The sequence below is a fragment of the Sporomusa sp. KB1 genome (assembly GCF_007830295.1).
Classification (GTDB): domain Bacteria; phylum Bacillota; class Negativicutes; order Sporomusales; family Sporomusaceae; genus Sporomusa.
This window is the reverse complement of sequence record NZ_VLKC01000002.1, coordinates 4,016,216-4,028,577: the sequence shown is the minus strand read 5'-3', so window position 1 is coordinate 4,028,577 and position 12,362 is coordinate 4,016,216. Positions and strand designations below refer to the sequence as shown.

Annotated in this window: 23 protein-coding genes; 2 read left to right on the top strand and 21 right to left on the bottom strand. The window is 45.5% G+C overall.

Annotated elements, in window-relative coordinates:
• The first annotated feature begins 55 nt into the window (after nucleotides 1–55).
• Nucleotides 56–259, top strand: a complete 204-nt coding sequence (locus tag SALPA_RS22500; RefSeq protein ID WP_222428093.1) for a hypothetical protein — start codon at nucleotides 56–58, stop codon at nucleotides 257–259.
• Nucleotides 260–354: 95 nt separating this feature from the next.
• Here the strand turns inward: SALPA_RS22500 and SALPA_RS22495 are convergent, their stop codons facing one another.
• The gene (locus SALPA_RS22495) at nucleotides 355–738 is read right to left on the bottom strand and encodes a hypothetical protein (RefSeq protein WP_145099245.1); all 384 of its coding nucleotides are present in this window, start codon (nucleotides 736–738) and stop codon (nucleotides 355–357) included.
• A 189-nt stretch (nucleotides 739–927) separates the two neighbouring features.
• On the opposite strand from SALPA_RS22495, the gene SALPA_RS22490 reads away from it, so the two are divergent.
• Nucleotides 928–1,188, top strand: coding sequence for a DUF1883 domain-containing protein (locus SALPA_RS22490; RefSeq protein ID WP_145099242.1), 261 nt, complete (start codon nucleotides 928–930; stop codon nucleotides 1,186–1,188).
• A gap of 97 nt (nucleotides 1,189–1,285) precedes the next feature.
• Here the strand turns inward: SALPA_RS22490 and SALPA_RS22485 are convergent, their stop codons facing one another.
• The 20 genes from SALPA_RS22485 to SALPA_RS22410 form a co-directional block, all read right to left on the bottom strand.
• Complete coding sequence (locus tag SALPA_RS22485) at nucleotides 1,286–1,777, bottom strand: hypothetical protein (RefSeq protein ID WP_145099239.1); 492 nt, start codon at nucleotides 1,775–1,777, stop codon at nucleotides 1,286–1,288.
• Between the two features lie 58 nt (nucleotides 1,778–1,835).
• Complete coding sequence (locus SALPA_RS22480) at nucleotides 1,836–2,099, bottom strand: hypothetical protein (RefSeq protein ID WP_145099236.1); 264 nt, start codon at nucleotides 2,097–2,099, stop codon at nucleotides 1,836–1,838.
• Between the two features lie 188 nt (nucleotides 2,100–2,287).
• Entirely contained in the window at nucleotides 2,288–2,479 is a 192-nt protein-coding gene (locus SALPA_RS22475) for a hypothetical protein (protein WP_145099233.1), read from the bottom strand.
• A 2-nt stretch (nucleotides 2,480–2,481) separates the two neighbouring features.
• Nucleotides 2,482–2,631, bottom strand: a complete 150-nt coding sequence (locus tag SALPA_RS29250; protein WP_186451192.1) for a hypothetical protein — start codon at nucleotides 2,629–2,631, stop codon at nucleotides 2,482–2,484.
• The gene (locus tag SALPA_RS22470; protein WP_145099230.1) at nucleotides 2,631–2,861 is read right to left on the bottom strand and encodes a hypothetical protein; all 231 of its coding nucleotides are present in this window, start codon (nucleotides 2,859–2,861) and stop codon (nucleotides 2,631–2,633) included. Before SALPA_RS22470 ends, SALPA_RS29250 begins: the two co-directional genes overlap by 1 nt.
• Nucleotides 2,846–3,262: an ASCH domain-containing protein gene (locus tag SALPA_RS22465; protein ID WP_145099228.1), complete on the bottom strand. Its 417-nt coding sequence runs from the start codon at nucleotides 3,260–3,262 to the stop codon at nucleotides 2,846–2,848. The genes SALPA_RS22470 and SALPA_RS22465 overlap by 16 nt, the downstream gene beginning before the upstream one ends.
• Nucleotides 3,259–3,429, bottom strand: a complete 171-nt coding sequence (locus SALPA_RS29245) for a hypothetical protein (RefSeq protein ID WP_186451191.1) — start codon at nucleotides 3,427–3,429, stop codon at nucleotides 3,259–3,261. The genes SALPA_RS22465 and SALPA_RS29245 overlap by 4 nt, the downstream gene beginning before the upstream one ends.
• Before the next feature lie 4 nt (nucleotides 3,430–3,433).
• A complete protein-coding gene (locus tag SALPA_RS22460; protein WP_145099225.1) occupies nucleotides 3,434–4,021 on the bottom strand; it encodes a hypothetical protein in 588 nt (195 codons plus the stop codon).
• A gap of 4 nt (nucleotides 4,022–4,025) precedes the next feature.
• Nucleotides 4,026–4,673 (bottom strand): hypothetical protein, encoded by a 648-nt coding sequence (locus SALPA_RS22455; protein WP_145099223.1) that lies wholly within the window; start codon nucleotides 4,671–4,673, stop codon nucleotides 4,026–4,028.
• Between the two features lie 92 nt (nucleotides 4,674–4,765).
• Nucleotides 4,766–5,047 (bottom strand): hypothetical protein, encoded by a 282-nt coding sequence (locus SALPA_RS22450; RefSeq protein WP_145099220.1) that lies wholly within the window; start codon nucleotides 5,045–5,047, stop codon nucleotides 4,766–4,768.
• Nucleotides 5,040–5,447, bottom strand: a complete 408-nt coding sequence (locus SALPA_RS22445) for a hypothetical protein (protein ID WP_145099217.1) — start codon at nucleotides 5,445–5,447, stop codon at nucleotides 5,040–5,042. The genes SALPA_RS22450 and SALPA_RS22445 overlap by 8 nt, the downstream gene beginning before the upstream one ends.
• Before the next feature lie 25 nt (nucleotides 5,448–5,472).
• Nucleotides 5,473–5,859 (bottom strand): VRR-NUC domain-containing protein, encoded by a 387-nt coding sequence (locus SALPA_RS22440; protein ID WP_186451190.1) that lies wholly within the window; start codon nucleotides 5,857–5,859, stop codon nucleotides 5,473–5,475.
• Entirely contained in the window at nucleotides 5,840–6,889 is a 1,050-nt protein-coding gene (locus SALPA_RS22435; RefSeq protein WP_145099211.1) for a DUF4373 domain-containing protein, read from the bottom strand. Before SALPA_RS22435 ends, SALPA_RS22440 begins: the two co-directional genes overlap by 20 nt.
• A gap of 77 nt (nucleotides 6,890–6,966) precedes the next feature.
• Nucleotides 6,967–7,107 carry a DUF6011 domain-containing protein gene (locus SALPA_RS33330; RefSeq protein WP_222428092.1) on the bottom strand — a complete coding sequence of 47 codons (141 nt, stop codon included), beginning with the start codon at nucleotides 7,105–7,107 and terminating at the stop codon, nucleotides 6,967–6,969.
• Nucleotides 7,046–7,759, bottom strand: a complete 714-nt coding sequence (locus tag SALPA_RS22430) for a hypothetical protein (protein WP_222428091.1) — start codon at nucleotides 7,757–7,759, stop codon at nucleotides 7,046–7,048. The genes SALPA_RS33330 and SALPA_RS22430 overlap by 62 nt, the downstream gene beginning before the upstream one ends.
• Nucleotides 7,728–8,303, bottom strand: coding sequence for a DNA cytosine methyltransferase (locus SALPA_RS22425; RefSeq protein WP_145099205.1), 576 nt, complete (start codon nucleotides 8,301–8,303; stop codon nucleotides 7,728–7,730). The genes SALPA_RS22430 and SALPA_RS22425 overlap by 32 nt, the downstream gene beginning before the upstream one ends.
• Entirely contained in the window at nucleotides 8,303–10,807 is a 2,505-nt protein-coding gene (locus SALPA_RS22420; protein ID WP_145099202.1) for a DNA methyltransferase, read from the bottom strand. The genes SALPA_RS22425 and SALPA_RS22420 overlap by 1 nt, the downstream gene beginning before the upstream one ends.
• On the bottom strand, nucleotides 10,807–11,952 hold the full coding sequence (gene dnaN, locus SALPA_RS22415; RefSeq protein ID WP_186451189.1) for a DNA polymerase III subunit beta: 1,146 nt from the start codon (nucleotides 11,950–11,952) through the stop codon (nucleotides 10,807–10,809). Before dnaN ends, SALPA_RS22420 begins: the two co-directional genes overlap by 1 nt.
• On the bottom strand, nucleotides 11,882–12,040 hold the full coding sequence (locus SALPA_RS29240) for a hypothetical protein (protein WP_186451188.1): 159 nt from the start codon (nucleotides 12,038–12,040) through the stop codon (nucleotides 11,882–11,884). Before SALPA_RS29240 ends, dnaN begins: the two co-directional genes overlap by 71 nt.
• Nucleotides 12,033–12,347: a hypothetical protein gene (locus SALPA_RS22410; protein ID WP_145099196.1), complete on the bottom strand. Its 315-nt coding sequence runs from the start codon at nucleotides 12,345–12,347 to the stop codon at nucleotides 12,033–12,035. The genes SALPA_RS29240 and SALPA_RS22410 overlap by 8 nt, the downstream gene beginning before the upstream one ends.
• Nucleotides 12,348–12,362: the final 15 nt, after the last annotated feature.

Here is a 12,362-nt window from a genome sequence, read left to right as displayed (position 1 = left end):
GATATTTACCGCCGCCGTCTTTGTGACAGTTGGCGCTTTCCTTGCGCATCAGTTCATGGTAGTTCTCGCCTCGTGGCCGCCGTTTGAAGGTTATGCACCGTCTGTCAACCAGATAGGCTTCCGTCTGGCAGAGCAGATTGTCAGTATCACAAAAACGACAGTCGGTTTGGTTGCAGTGGGGCATGGCGATCACCTCTTGGCTGTATTAAAAAACGGCATCAACCGGACAGGTTCGTCCAGCGATGCCGTAAAGGCTTGATTTTATTGAATTTGTAAGCGGACTAAATTCGTACCATTCCGGGTAAATTCGTCCACTGTGTAATACAGAAAGAAATAATATTGGAATCACTTAATTTATTTCATAATTTCTGTTGTCATTACGATTTCTGAAGATTCAATAGCAAGTAAAAATATAAATAAATCAAGAGCTCGTGAGTAGATAAAGACGTAGGCGACTATATATATTTTTTTCATAATAAAAATCAAAGTATTCTCAACTAGTGAATTGCCGGAACTTATATTGAGTTCCGGATAAGGAATATGTAATAATATTATTCCGCAATACAAAGTAAAAATAGTATATATTAAAAAAATTCCAGGTTCACCAACAATAATTGGAGCTATCTCAAGCGCTTTAGTACATGCTTCTTGTTGAAAAGATGGGTCATTTAAAAATCTCTCGATTGAAAAAAAGTAATCTCTCAAATCCCATAGGATTGATACCCACGCAGGAATCATATTATTTCCCCCCTTATACCAATCTTCGATAAAAGGGAATAAATTCCTGCAAAAAACTCAACTCTGTTTTCGTAAATTCATACACTCCCACAAAAAGAGATTAGTTACTTTTTTGGCATGTTTCTCTGCCATTAAAAGGAAATTTGCCTATAGTGACGAAATATGTCAATATAGGAGGTGAAAACTATCATGGATTTTGTTCATTATGATCTCGGTCATAAATCTGGCGGAGAAATTGTGACTGTAACAATTGACGCTCAATCAAACGTACTTCTATTAGACAACATTAATTTTTCGAATTATAAACAAAGACGTCAATTTAAGTATTGGGGCGGTTTGCAAAAACAATCTCCAGTTCGTCTACAAATCCCCCACGCCGATCGATGGAATATCGTTATTGATCTCGGAGGTAGGAGTGGATCAATACGTAGTTCTTGTAATTGCACCTAATGAAAGACCGCCCTCACCGGCGGCCTTTCTCATATGTACTACATGTTACCATATTACCACGGAGAAACCGCAATGGAGTACTTGACTACTTAAAAAATTAGAAACAACCCCTTTTTAAAGCCACGAGGCGCATCAACTCAACAATATTTTTCCACCATGCTGAAAGGGACTGATCAGATAACCAAAACTTCTCCGGTACCCCGTTGTACTGCCGCGCCATCTCATCCGCAAACTGCTTCTGCACATAACTGCGCCAAACCTCACGCCCATTGACCGTCTTTTTCCGATCAGCAGCTTTACGCCTAAGGTCTAGAAACAGTTTCTTCTTTGGCCCTAGCATATCCTGGACCATCTCAACCGTAATTAGCCATTTCTCAGTCTTGTCTAGTTCCGACAGGCTAACAACCCTATGCAACACAATGTCTCCTGGTCCAGTTTGAACAAATACCTCAGGTACCGCCGCCGTTCCACCTGATATGTAATTCAAATCCTGGTAATATAACTTAAGTCTCTCGGGATAGTAAAGCAGCCATTCTTCAGCTGTATCGAAGTCTTGGTCAAGTTCCTGGAGTATATTTGTATTTGCCACCCTTACCCCACCCCCCAAATAATTTAAAAGCCAATAGGGCAGACCAGCTGCCCTTTATTTATGCCCTATTGCGCCTTTTGGACTTCTTTATCATTTGGCGCTTATCTTTCTTTTTGTCCCGCTCTGCCCTCTTCTTAGCTGCCCAACTAGCTAGCGGAGTAGCCGCTTTCAAGTCCACATAGGTTTCATTCCTGCCTGCTAGTTCGCATACTGCTTCAGCTTCCAGCTCTGGCGGCACTGCAAGAAAAGAGCTCCTAATCTTTGGTAAGTCTTGGAAAAATTCTTCTTCGAATCGAATTAAATGTCCATTGTCAATATTCATAATCTATCCCTCCCCTTATTACCTCGCAAACTCTCTTATCTCTGCCATTACCGCCCGTCTAAGCGACATTTCATAAGCGGACTTATCATGCTGGATCGATATTGTTTTACCGCACTGTCTATCCCATCGTCTCATCCTCTGGCGCTCTCTCCGATCCGGTATGCACGTTGCCGCGTAGCCTCTGCGAGTCATACTGGATACCCCTCATGCAACTCATTGGGGTTATTCCGCCAGGTGTAAAAACTCTGCTGGTAAGCCTCGCACTCATCGTTGCGGCACTTGTATATGTCGCCTAGAACCTTGCCGTCCTGGTGAGCAGCTATGCGGCCGAAATATTCGTCGTAATGGAGTTGTTCCCCGCAGCATGGGCATTCAGGCATGATTAATACCCCCGCTCGTCCTTAAGCTCGTCGATCAAATCCCGCACTTCCTCATAGGTCATGCTGTCAAAATCGTAATTATCCCGGTCATACCCTAGCTGGCCAAGTAACTGCTCCGCATAGCTAATCATCCTATCTGTCGCTTTGCCCATTATCTAGATCCCCACCCCTCTTCCACTAATTTGTAATAAACCTCTTTTCGGTCTCCACCAATGTCAATTTCTACATGCAATAATTTCGGTGCTCTCGGCCCTGGGCGATAAATCTTTTCAAATACCTTGACGAATTTGTAATGGCTATCTTCGCATTCTTTAGCTTCTTTCCGGCTCTTAAATTCTTGGCCGCATTTACTGCAGTAATAGGTAGTTACAGATCTAACCATCCTGGCGCCTCCCACTCCCAAAGCCGCTGCTTGCCTCTTGCTTGTACTGGATCGATTGGCCGAACGTTGGCTAACTTCCATGCAACACGATCAATATCGTACCAACCAAAGACCAATTCCTGCTGGGGAAGATAGCCTATCCAATCATCGGTCATTTCAATACAGTCTACTAACTCAGCTATAGCTATCACGGCTCCAAATTGCATGTCTGGGAGTACAATGCCGTACTGTTCTGCCCTGGCTACTATATGCCGGATTCGTTCACCATTCTTATCCTGATCTTTAGCTGCGTGAATCGCAATTGGCCCCCGGTACTTTGTCGCCCATCCCCGTGTCTCTATCTTCTTCGCGCCGCGGGCAATGAGGCTTGCCCACGGTTGCAGGATTGTTATGGCTTTCATGGTTTAGCCTCCCCGTCCCCGAGCAGGTCGGCGTCCGGCCCTTCGCCGTACAGTACCGCACATACTTTAGAATCCGGCAAAAGAAACATGCAATCGTCACCACTAACAGCACATTGATATCTGTTAGTATCTGGGTCGTATGATATTGCTGATTTGCATCCCATCATGTGATTATGCCTCCTTGCCATGCTTTAACTCGTAATAATCATCCTGCAGTTTATATAACGTCTTTCGCAGATATTCCGCATCATCTTCTGCTTTAGTCCGCAACAACCGTTCCCGCTCCACTCTACTTATGGCAGCTGCAATCTGTTGACGGTCGCTCCCCGTGCGATAATAAACCAGATACCGCAACATGCTGTTAAAAAGATCGGTATCCGGTTTTGTTTCTGCGGCTTTTCTCACAGTTCGCAGGCTGCCATTCTCACGATAATATATTAGGCCAATGGTGTCCGAAATCTCATCCTTAGCAATCATCTTATCTGGGCAGACAAAGGAGAACGCGGTGCAATACGGCAGGTATTCCTTGTACTTGTTATCCCGTTTGAAATCACCGCGACTGATCTTGATTTCATAGCCATGGAAAACTGGATTGCTCCAGCTCACCTTAACCCCAAGGCCATCAAGAATATGTAGGCACCCTTTTCTCACCCAGCTGGCACCAGTCTTTACGTGAGCAAAAAACAGATCGCCGCGCTCTTTATGGCAAAGAAAAAGTGCCCTGATTAAATCAGATTCCGTTGCATTTATTTTATCCATCTCCCTACTCACCTGCCGACTTATAATCTCTCGGAGTGCACGCCTTAATATAAACGCAAAGCTGCACCCCATTGGTCAGACAAACCGAAATCTCATCATCAGCTTTCTGCCTGACATCCTGAATTACCACGAACCCAGGTACATACTGTTGGGCAAATGCCTGCACCGGGGCTTGATTTTTAATTGCTGATAGTGGTACAGGCGTTCCTATCACCGGCGGTTGTTTCCGCTCGAACCAAATAGCCTCCGCGATATCCTCCTGGCTACTCTTTGCCACCGCCGCATCGATGGCCGGCTGCAGATATTCCGGAGGCTGAACATCCCATCGCTTAGCCTGCTTAATATGCCGAACTGCAAATACCGCATTGTCCTCGGCATCGATGTCGCCAGTAAACTGAGCAATAGTTACCTTATAGACCGTTGTACGACTGCGCTCAATCAGGATAACATAGTCGTATTTTTGCAGAATGAATACCGCATGACCGTCGACCTCAAAATTATCTGGCTTAGGAATATGAGTGGCTATTTTTTTACTACCATTATCCCGGCAAAATATTCTTGCCTCACCCTTGGTTTTGCCGCTGGCACCGCCAGTTTCCGATACCGCCGGCAGGTTGGTCTTTGTCCTTGAAACTTTGATCGTGATTTCCATGTCCCTCTCCCCCTCATTATTTGTGTCGGTTTCCCGTATGCGCGTGGAAACCTTAACTTTCATTAACCGTATCTGACACGCTTAATATTATGTTAACTTAATGTTCCGTGTTCCCGAGCATACTCCATATAGTACCTGACCTTGAATTTTTTCTGTTCAATCGCCTGAATTGTTCCTGTCTTTTTAATAATACCGGCTTCCTCTAGCATCTCAATAACGGCTATCAGATCACAACACTCCCGGGCAATATCTTCCGCTGGCGTTGAGTCTTTGTAATTATCCTGAAGCCCAAACCGCAGGGCTTTGCCCACCGCCTGCTGGATCTCGGCACACTCCTCAGCCAAGCAAACCAGTAAATGTTCTGTTTCAGTCATAATTATCGGCCCTCCATGCATATTCCGGCGGCTCTGGTAGCACCCATAAATGCCGCATATTAGCCACATTCATCATATCGCAATCTGCCGGGTATATTTCTACTGCAAATTTATCCCCTCGTCCGCATTCGTGCTTAAGTTGTTGCAGCTCGTCCCAGGTAATTCCATCCTTCCAATTGTCGTTATTAGTAAACTGAGAACGAATAATACTTAGCCGTTCTATCCCGCTGGTGGCAGCATAGACCATGACTAGAAACTCCCTCGAACGCCACACTTCTTTTAAGTTAGCAGGTCTGTATTCAGGCCACTGTTCTTCCGGTAGTTGCTGCAGTTCAGTAGCAAACTTATTACTTTCACGCTGTATTGCATGGTTAATTACCGCAGTTTTAAAAGGATTCATCCTCTACCCCTCCCAAAATCAGAATCTACTCTCCCACAACTTTACCCAGCCAACGTGACTGCAATTCCATCACCGGTACCCCGCACAGAAACTGCACGTCCTCCACACTCCTGGCCACAACGTAGGTACCGCCATGAGCCACAACATTGTCCCTGAACTTCTCCTGGTCCTCCGACAGCCGGCCAGTCAGCGTCTTGACCTCGATATACACCGTCCAGCCCTCTTTCAACGCTGTCAGATCAGTAAGCCCTTTTAGACTGCCCAGGCTCTGCTGATGCCGGATAACATACCAGCCGTGCCAGCAGAGATATTCCCGGATAGCATTCTGAGTATCCGTCTCTTTTGGCGCCTTAGGCTTGGCCGATTTCTTGTCGGCAGCCAGCTGGGCAAATTCACGCTCCGATAGACGCATTCTGAACACCTGCCTTATACGGGCAAATAACCGTAACCTGCTTTGTTCCACCACGCCCGTCAGGTTCATCCTGCCAAAACCATTCTTGCCCTTTGCATCGGTGGTAATCCTTGCATTTGGGGCAACGAGTAACCTGTAAGGGCAAATAGTCTCTGTAAACTCCCTGCAATAGAAAGTTATGAGCATACTTTATAAATTGAGCTTCCGTTTTTTCAAGCCTTACCTTTGCAGCATACTTATTGGCGGCCAGAATAAGGTGCTTTGCCTCTACACCCTGAGAAAGCAAAGTATTCCATGCTTCAATCGCTATTGATTCATTACCATGCTTGGGATAAACATTCCAAAAGTTAACAAAATCCGGTTCTCTTTCCAAGGCTGCGGCAACTTCTCCGTTAACGTCCGTATCCGGTGCGTTACGCACACTACCTTCCGCTAGCGCAATCCCTTCCAAGAAGTCATTAGGGGAAAAGTTATCCACAAGTTCACCTTCGCGCGCGTTACTTTCTATTTCTTTTTCTCTTTCTATTTCTATTTCTATTTGTGGTATTTCTGCTGACATTAACTCTGCATTAACCGGGTTATTGCTAACATTAATAGACTTAAATGTTACATTAATTTTCTTATTCTCAAAAACTACCTCTAAATGATCATCTGCTATGAAGTATTCACGAATCAGAACTAACTTTTTACGCCTAGCGCATCCCTGTAAGAATCTTTTCTGAATACCTCTTGAAGTTAAAATACCATACTTGTCATATAGTTTTTGATTGAAAAAACCCCGGTTAATGCAATCATTAACTATCGTTATGACAGTGTTAATGTCAACTCTTGCGTCATCAGCAAACAGATACTGTTCATCCTCAGACCAGTGATAATAGTAGCCTTCTTTATAAATTTTGGTTAGGAGTAATATAACGATGGCAAAACCAACAAGACCATGTTTGGCTTTAATCAGTTTGATTTTGTCATCGCCTGTAATATCTGTATCTAAGGAAAAATAGTCAAGTCCTTCTTTGTTTGGCCTGGCCATGCCTCTCCGTTCACCCCTCCCAAGAGGCAGCCACAGTTAACCGCCTCTCCACCCGAACATACTTATTTACTCTCAGCCTACTTCTCTTCTGATTTGGCCTTTTCTACTGCCGCCTTACTCTTACACACCCGGCCCATGCCATCTTCCATGGCCTTCTTAGACCGCAGTATCCGGCCGCATCGCGCGCATTGGGACGCTTTCACTGTCGATGTCAACATCGTCAAAACCTCCTAAATACTCAATCTCAACTATCGCCGCAAATACCGGATAAGTTTGCCTCGGAACAACCGCATTGCCGCAGCACTTCAGCCGTTTAGCTCGATTCTTCTGGCCGGTTATTACCCGGGGTGGTTCGTATGAATACTGACCTGTTTCAGTAATATTAACTGCCCGCCCTATTTTATTAGGCCTATTTCGTACATCAGTGGCTTTCCAGTTTAGATCTGCTGTACCAGTGCTAGCCTGAGGAGTAGGCCAAATATCATTACTACCGTTTATACCTAGTGGTGCAGGCCAACCAGGCCATTTCCTTGGTGAATCGTAGTCTATATCCGTCCATCCGATAGGGAAATTCATTAAGCATTCAACCCAATCGGCATTAAGTGTTCCCCCTAAAACTTCACTCAATGTCGCACCACTTTTACGCCCTCTTTCTGCCTGTTTCTTACCTTTGCCGCTTTTCCAGTCTCTTGCTGTAGCAGTAGGCCAATGTTTTACTGCTGCCGGTAGACCATTTCGAATGTCATTAGCGATTTCTCCGCGCTTTTCCGCGTCATTGGCGCGGGGTGTAGGCCAATTCTGCACCACATATACCTGTGCTTGCAGATGTGTCGATTTATCAAGTGGTCGCCCGGATGTTTTTGCCGTCATTCCACATTGCCCGGCCTGAGGTGTCATCCACATCCTGCCTGTGCCCGATGATGAATATCCTGTCCCTTTGGTGCGGCGCCCCAACATCGGCAGCTCCATAAGTTGTCCAGACAGCATCATACCGTGCCTCGGCCATTTCCCTGAGAACTCGTCGAAAGAACCGTCTAGATTCACTTGACAATAACCCCGGTACGTTTTCAAACACCGCCCATCGCGGGTAAATGTCGCGAAGCAACCTTGCACACTCTCCCCACAAATCCCGGTCATCATTTGACGCAAGGCGTTTGCCAGCAAGGCTGTGAGGTTGACAAGGGAATCCTCCGGCGAGTATGTCGATTTTTCCGATCCCATCTCTTCGCAATCTGTCTGCGGTAATGTCTCGCACATCTCGGTAAATAGGGACACCTGGGAACCTCCTTTTTAGTACCTGTATTGCATAGGGCTCTATCTCGCATAGTGCTACGGTCTGTACGCCAGCCCATTTAGCAGCAATGTCAATCCCGCCAATTCCGCTAAACAGCGAAAGCATTCTTGGCGGAGTCATCACCCCGCCTCCATATCCAAAAAATCAAACAGTGTTGGTTCAGCGCGACGGTCTTCCGTCAGCTTGAGGTACCCAAGTCCATCCCTGAAATAGTCGGTGTTAAGCTCAATTCCATAGCCATAACGCCCGTTTTGTACGGCTACCAGCGGTACCGTCATGAGACCGCCAAACGGGTCAAATGCCACATCACCGGGATTGCTGAACAGATTAATAATTCGCTCTACAATATCAATCTGCAAAGGGCATACATGCTTTTCCCGACATTGTTGCGCTTGATTGGTATTGAGTGTTTTCATGCGGTTGATGTCGTCCCAAACCTCATCATGCCAGGATCCGGGAGCAACCACCATGAAAGATGCCGGCAGTCGTCCATTCATATCCAATTGCTTAGCCAGTTCGACATGTTCACTATAGCTATAGACTGTGTCCCTTGAATATTTCCTGTAAGCGGCCTGCATCTTGTCGATCGGTACCGTAGCTAATTCTTCTTTGGAAACCAGCCTGTCGCCAGATGACCGCCAGAAGGCGTGAGCATCAATCTGCCACTGGGACCGGGGATAATCTTTTTTATCCCTTACTACGGGTATGTCTGCATATGATTTGCTGGTATCAGTCGGCAGTTTCCGAAAAAGCAAGATGTACTCCGGGCAGCCTACGCCCATCTTTGTGCCGTCCCTGCATTTTTCCGTCCAGCCCAGTCGGTAGGTCTGCGAGTTTTCCCGTACCACATCAGTCACCACTGTGATCATGCCCATATACTCAAAGCCGTGTTTCATATAGTGGAGCGTCGTATACATGTGGAAGGGCTCAATGGTTGGCATCCCTTTACCGGTGGCATTGCCGAACAACACCCGGTCTTTCACATGGCAGGCAAATATCCGTCCCGGCTGTAGAATCCTGAGCAGGTTTGGAGACAGGTAGTCCATCTGTCCGAAAAACTGTTCAGTATCCTTGTTATGTCCAAGGTCGTTATATGATGCACAATACTCATAATGGTTGCCGAATGGGATTGATGTAAAAATCAGGCCCACGCTGTTTTTCGGTATCTGTTCTGTCTCCAGGATGCAATCATTGTTAATAATCGTATAGTTTGGACCTTCTACTTTCACGCGCTTCACCCCGATACTTCTGGTCATTTTATCCTGCAGTCCGGTTTGGTTCAGGCCATATTTCTTTATGATTCCGGTCATTTTTTCTACCATATAATCATGCTGCTGCCACTTTTCTAGGAGAACTCTTAATATCTGCTGTTCGTGTTTGGTGTAAATTATGTCGATAACAACCTGTTTGGTTTGTAGAAATCGGTAAACCCGGTGAACTGCTTGTATAAAATCATTAAATTCATAGTCGATTCCTATAAATATGGCCCGATGGCAATGATGCTGGAAGTTGCAGCCCTGGCCGGAAAGTTCTTTTTTCGTGCCAAATAATTTGATACGCCCCTCAGAAAAGTCAATAATACGTTGTTCTCTGAGGTCATAATCCTGACTGCCGTATATATCCACTACATCAGGTAACGCCTTTTTAATCGCGTACCGTTCGGCCTCAAGGTCATGCCAGATAATGAAATGATCGTCCGGGTTACTGTTGACGATTTCAACCATCTTGGCTACGCGCAATCCAATGCTTTCTCTCTTTTCCCGAGCAGCATCCTTAAGGGATATGGCATCGCTCCGGATAAGGTTAAGACGGCCGTCACGATCAACACCGGCCGAAAGCTGCTCGGTTGAAATTTCGTGATAGTTGATCTTCAGGGGAGGCAAAATATAGCCCGTGTCATCATACCCTAAGTCTGACGGTTTTGTTATAAAGAGCGCCCAACTCGACAGCCACAACCAGAACTCTGTTTCTTTATGCGGATACAACGTCAGATTATTGGCCTTGCTGCTGTCACGCTGGAAGAAGCGGGTAAGAGCCTGCCCGGTATCCATGATTTCAAGGAAACCTGCATAGTGAATAAGTTCTTTATATCGGTTCGGGCTAGGCGTTGCGGTAGCTACAAGCTTATAGGGAACGCCTTTAAATAGGTCTATAAAGGTCTGAAAGGTTTTACTTCCGTAGCTTCGAAGGCAAGAGGCTTCGTCCAGCGTGGCGGCTTTGAAGTATGTTGGATCGATATCGCCATCACGCACCCGCTCATAGTTGGTGATGATAATATCGGTTTTGGCTGCCCGAACTTCGGCCATGGTCCGGCAGTATTCCGGTTTTTCCATGCCGAGCAGTTTAATGGCATCCTGAGTAAATTCCTGTTTTACGCCAAGCGGCAAAACTATGAGCGCATTACCTCCGCAATACTGAATAATTATCCGGCACCATTCTAACTCTTGAAGTGTCTTCCCTAGGCCAAAGCTTTCAAATAACGCCCGCCTTCCACCCTTGATGGCCCATTTTACGCCATCCCGCTGGTGAGGCTTTAATATTGGATGAATATCAGTGTCGACGATATCAAAACCGGAATCCGGCGCCAGTTCGATCTTACTCCGTAAAAAATCTTGGTAAGACATTAACTAGCCGCCTCCATATTGGGCGCTGCCCTTATTACCGGCGAGAACACATAGAGAAAACTGTCATCGTTATCGGCGACCAGCATCGCGGGAGCATTGGGTGCCGTAAGGGAGATTATCACTTTATCAGAACTAAGAACTTTCAAGCATTCGGCAATGTTGGTTCCATTAAACATGATTTCCATAGGTTCCCCGTCCACTTGTGCCGTCATTTCTTCCACCGCATGCCCCTTTTCACGGGAAGTGCCGCTGATAATTAAAGAATCATCTTTAATGCTTATGGATGTGTCATTAAGGATATAGTCTTTAAATCGCTGCAGATTCACGATGGACAACCGTTCTAAGGCTATAAGTAATTGATCGCGGTTAACGGTAACAACCGTGCTAGGATTCTTTGGAATGATCCGCTCAAAATCTGGTGACTTACCGCTAATTAAACGAGATATCAAATATGTTTCGGCGGTAGAAAAGGCAATTTTATTGGCATTCCAAGTGATATTAACGGTATCATCAGGATCCAAAACCATGGTCACATCTGCCAATATCTTGTTTGGAATAATTAAGTTTGTCTCAATTTCGTTACTGCGTCCGGTAAGTCGTTTTAGTGCAAACCGGTGTGTATCTGTAGCAAAAGCACTTAATTGCTGATTCTTTAGCAGTAAATGTATTCCCGTGAATACGGGCCTGCCAATTTCATCGTTTCCTACAGCAAAGGCCGTCTGTTTAAAAATATCTCGGAGTTCTGATGCTAGTAGGCTAAATACTTCGGTATCGCCATTAATCATCTCAATCGCAGGAAATTCGTAGGTTTTCATAGTTAAAATGTTGTAAGATGTACCGGCACTGCTAACGTTTAAAGAGTTACCACTGGGGTCGAGTTTAAGCATTACATCGTCGGCTGGCATTTTCTTGACCAGATCACCTAACAACCGGCCAGAGACGAGGACTTTACCTGGTGTCTCTACCTCGGCTGCGACTGTATGTTGAATCGCAATTTCATGATTGTTGGCCGTTAACACAAGTTTGCCGGTTTCGGCATGAATTAGAATTCCCGCCAATGCAGGTATCATTGACTTAGCCGCTGCAGCTCGATTGACAATCTGGATAGCCTTGTCCAATTCTTTTTGACTGATCAATGCTTTCACCCGCATCATCCTCCATTTCAAACAGGCTAAAAGTTATGTCCGGATGCACTTCGCCGCAGTCTGGACAAAGCTTCGGAGTATCATTCATGCTGCTTCCCTCCGGATTTATTACTTAACTCTAAATTCAACTTAAGAAGTATCAGTATTCGATCTTTAACTGATAACTCTTTAAATAAAATCTCAACAAAATGCATCATTGCATGGCTATCACAGAGGGATCTTCCTTCTATGCGGCATCCTTCTCCATCGGCTTCATGAGTAAGAGCTATAACACTAGTGCCACCAAACTCTGACACATACTTTTGACCATCCACTTCCGTGATAACCTGTACCGTTTTCTTAGCCGACATAATTTGCTCTTCCGTGCAATCCTTTTGAAGAACTCCTGTATACACTGTAAATTCCTCCCT

Bases quoted from the DNA above. Each gene is read 5' to 3' on its own strand.
- SALPA_RS22435 (WP_145099211.1), bottom strand. From the start codon at position 6,889: ATGGCCAGGCCAAACAAAGAAGGACTTGACTATTTTTCCTTAGATACA.
- SALPA_RS33330 (WP_222428092.1), bottom strand. From the start codon at position 7,107: ATGTTGACATCGACAGTGAAAGCGTCCCAATGCGCGCGATGCGGCCGG.
- SALPA_RS22430 (WP_222428091.1), bottom strand. From the start codon at position 7,759: ATGACGGCAAAAACATCCGGGCGACCACTTGATAAATCGACACATCTG.
- SALPA_RS29240 (WP_186451188.1), bottom strand. From the start codon at position 12,040: ATGAATGATACTCCGAAGCTTTGTCCAGACTGCGGCGAAGTGCATCCG.
- SALPA_RS22455 (WP_145099223.1), bottom strand. From the start codon at position 4,673: ATGGAAATCACGATCAAAGTTTCAAGGACAAAGACCAACCTGCCGGCG.
- SALPA_RS29250 (WP_186451192.1), bottom strand. From the start codon at position 2,631: ATGGGCAAAGCGACAGATAGGATGATTAGCTATGCGGAGCAGTTACTT.
- SALPA_RS22470 (WP_145099230.1), bottom strand. From the start codon at position 2,861: ATGGTTAGATCTGTAACTACCTATTACTGCAGTAAATGCGGCCAAGAA.
- SALPA_RS22465 (WP_145099228.1), bottom strand. From the start codon at position 3,262: ATGAAAGCCATAACAATCCTGCAACCGTGGGCAAGCCTCATTGCCCGC.
- SALPA_RS29245 (WP_186451191.1), bottom strand. From the start codon at position 3,429: ATGATGGGATGCAAATCAGCAATATCATACGACCCAGATACTAACAGA.
- SALPA_RS22495 (WP_145099245.1), bottom strand. From the start codon at position 738: ATGATTCCTGCGTGGGTATCAATCCTATGGGATTTGAGAGATTACTTT.
- SALPA_RS22480 (WP_145099236.1), bottom strand. From the start codon at position 2,099: ATGAATATTGACAATGGACATTTAATTCGATTCGAAGAAGAATTTTTC.
- SALPA_RS22450 (WP_145099220.1), bottom strand. From the start codon at position 5,047: ATGACTGAAACAGAACATTTACTGGTTTGCTTGGCTGAGGAGTGTGCC.
- SALPA_RS22490 (WP_145099242.1), top strand. From the start codon at position 928: ATGGATTTTGTTCATTATGATCTCGGTCATAAATCTGGCGGAGAAATT.
- SALPA_RS22460 (WP_145099225.1), bottom strand. From the start codon at position 4,021: ATGGATAAAATAAATGCAACGGAATCTGATTTAATCAGGGCACTTTTT.
- SALPA_RS22440 (WP_186451190.1), bottom strand. From the start codon at position 5,859: ATGCGTCTATCGGAGCGTGAATTTGCCCAGCTGGCTGCCGACAAGAAA.
- SALPA_RS22425 (WP_145099205.1), bottom strand. From the start codon at position 8,303: ATGACTCCGCCAAGAATGCTTTCGCTGTTTAGCGGAATTGGCGGGATT.
- SALPA_RS22500 (WP_222428093.1), top strand. From the start codon at position 56: ATGGTAGTTCTCGCCTCGTGGCCGCCGTTTGAAGGTTATGCACCGTCT.
- SALPA_RS22420 (WP_145099202.1), bottom strand. From the start codon at position 10,807: ATGTCTTACCAAGATTTTTTACGGAGTAAGATCGAACTGGCGCCGGAT.
- SALPA_RS22475 (WP_145099233.1), bottom strand. From the start codon at position 2,479: ATGCCTGAATGCCCATGCTGCGGGGAACAACTCCATTACGACGAATAT.
- SALPA_RS22445 (WP_145099217.1), bottom strand. From the start codon at position 5,447: ATGAATCCTTTTAAAACTGCGGTAATTAACCATGCAATACAGCGTGAA.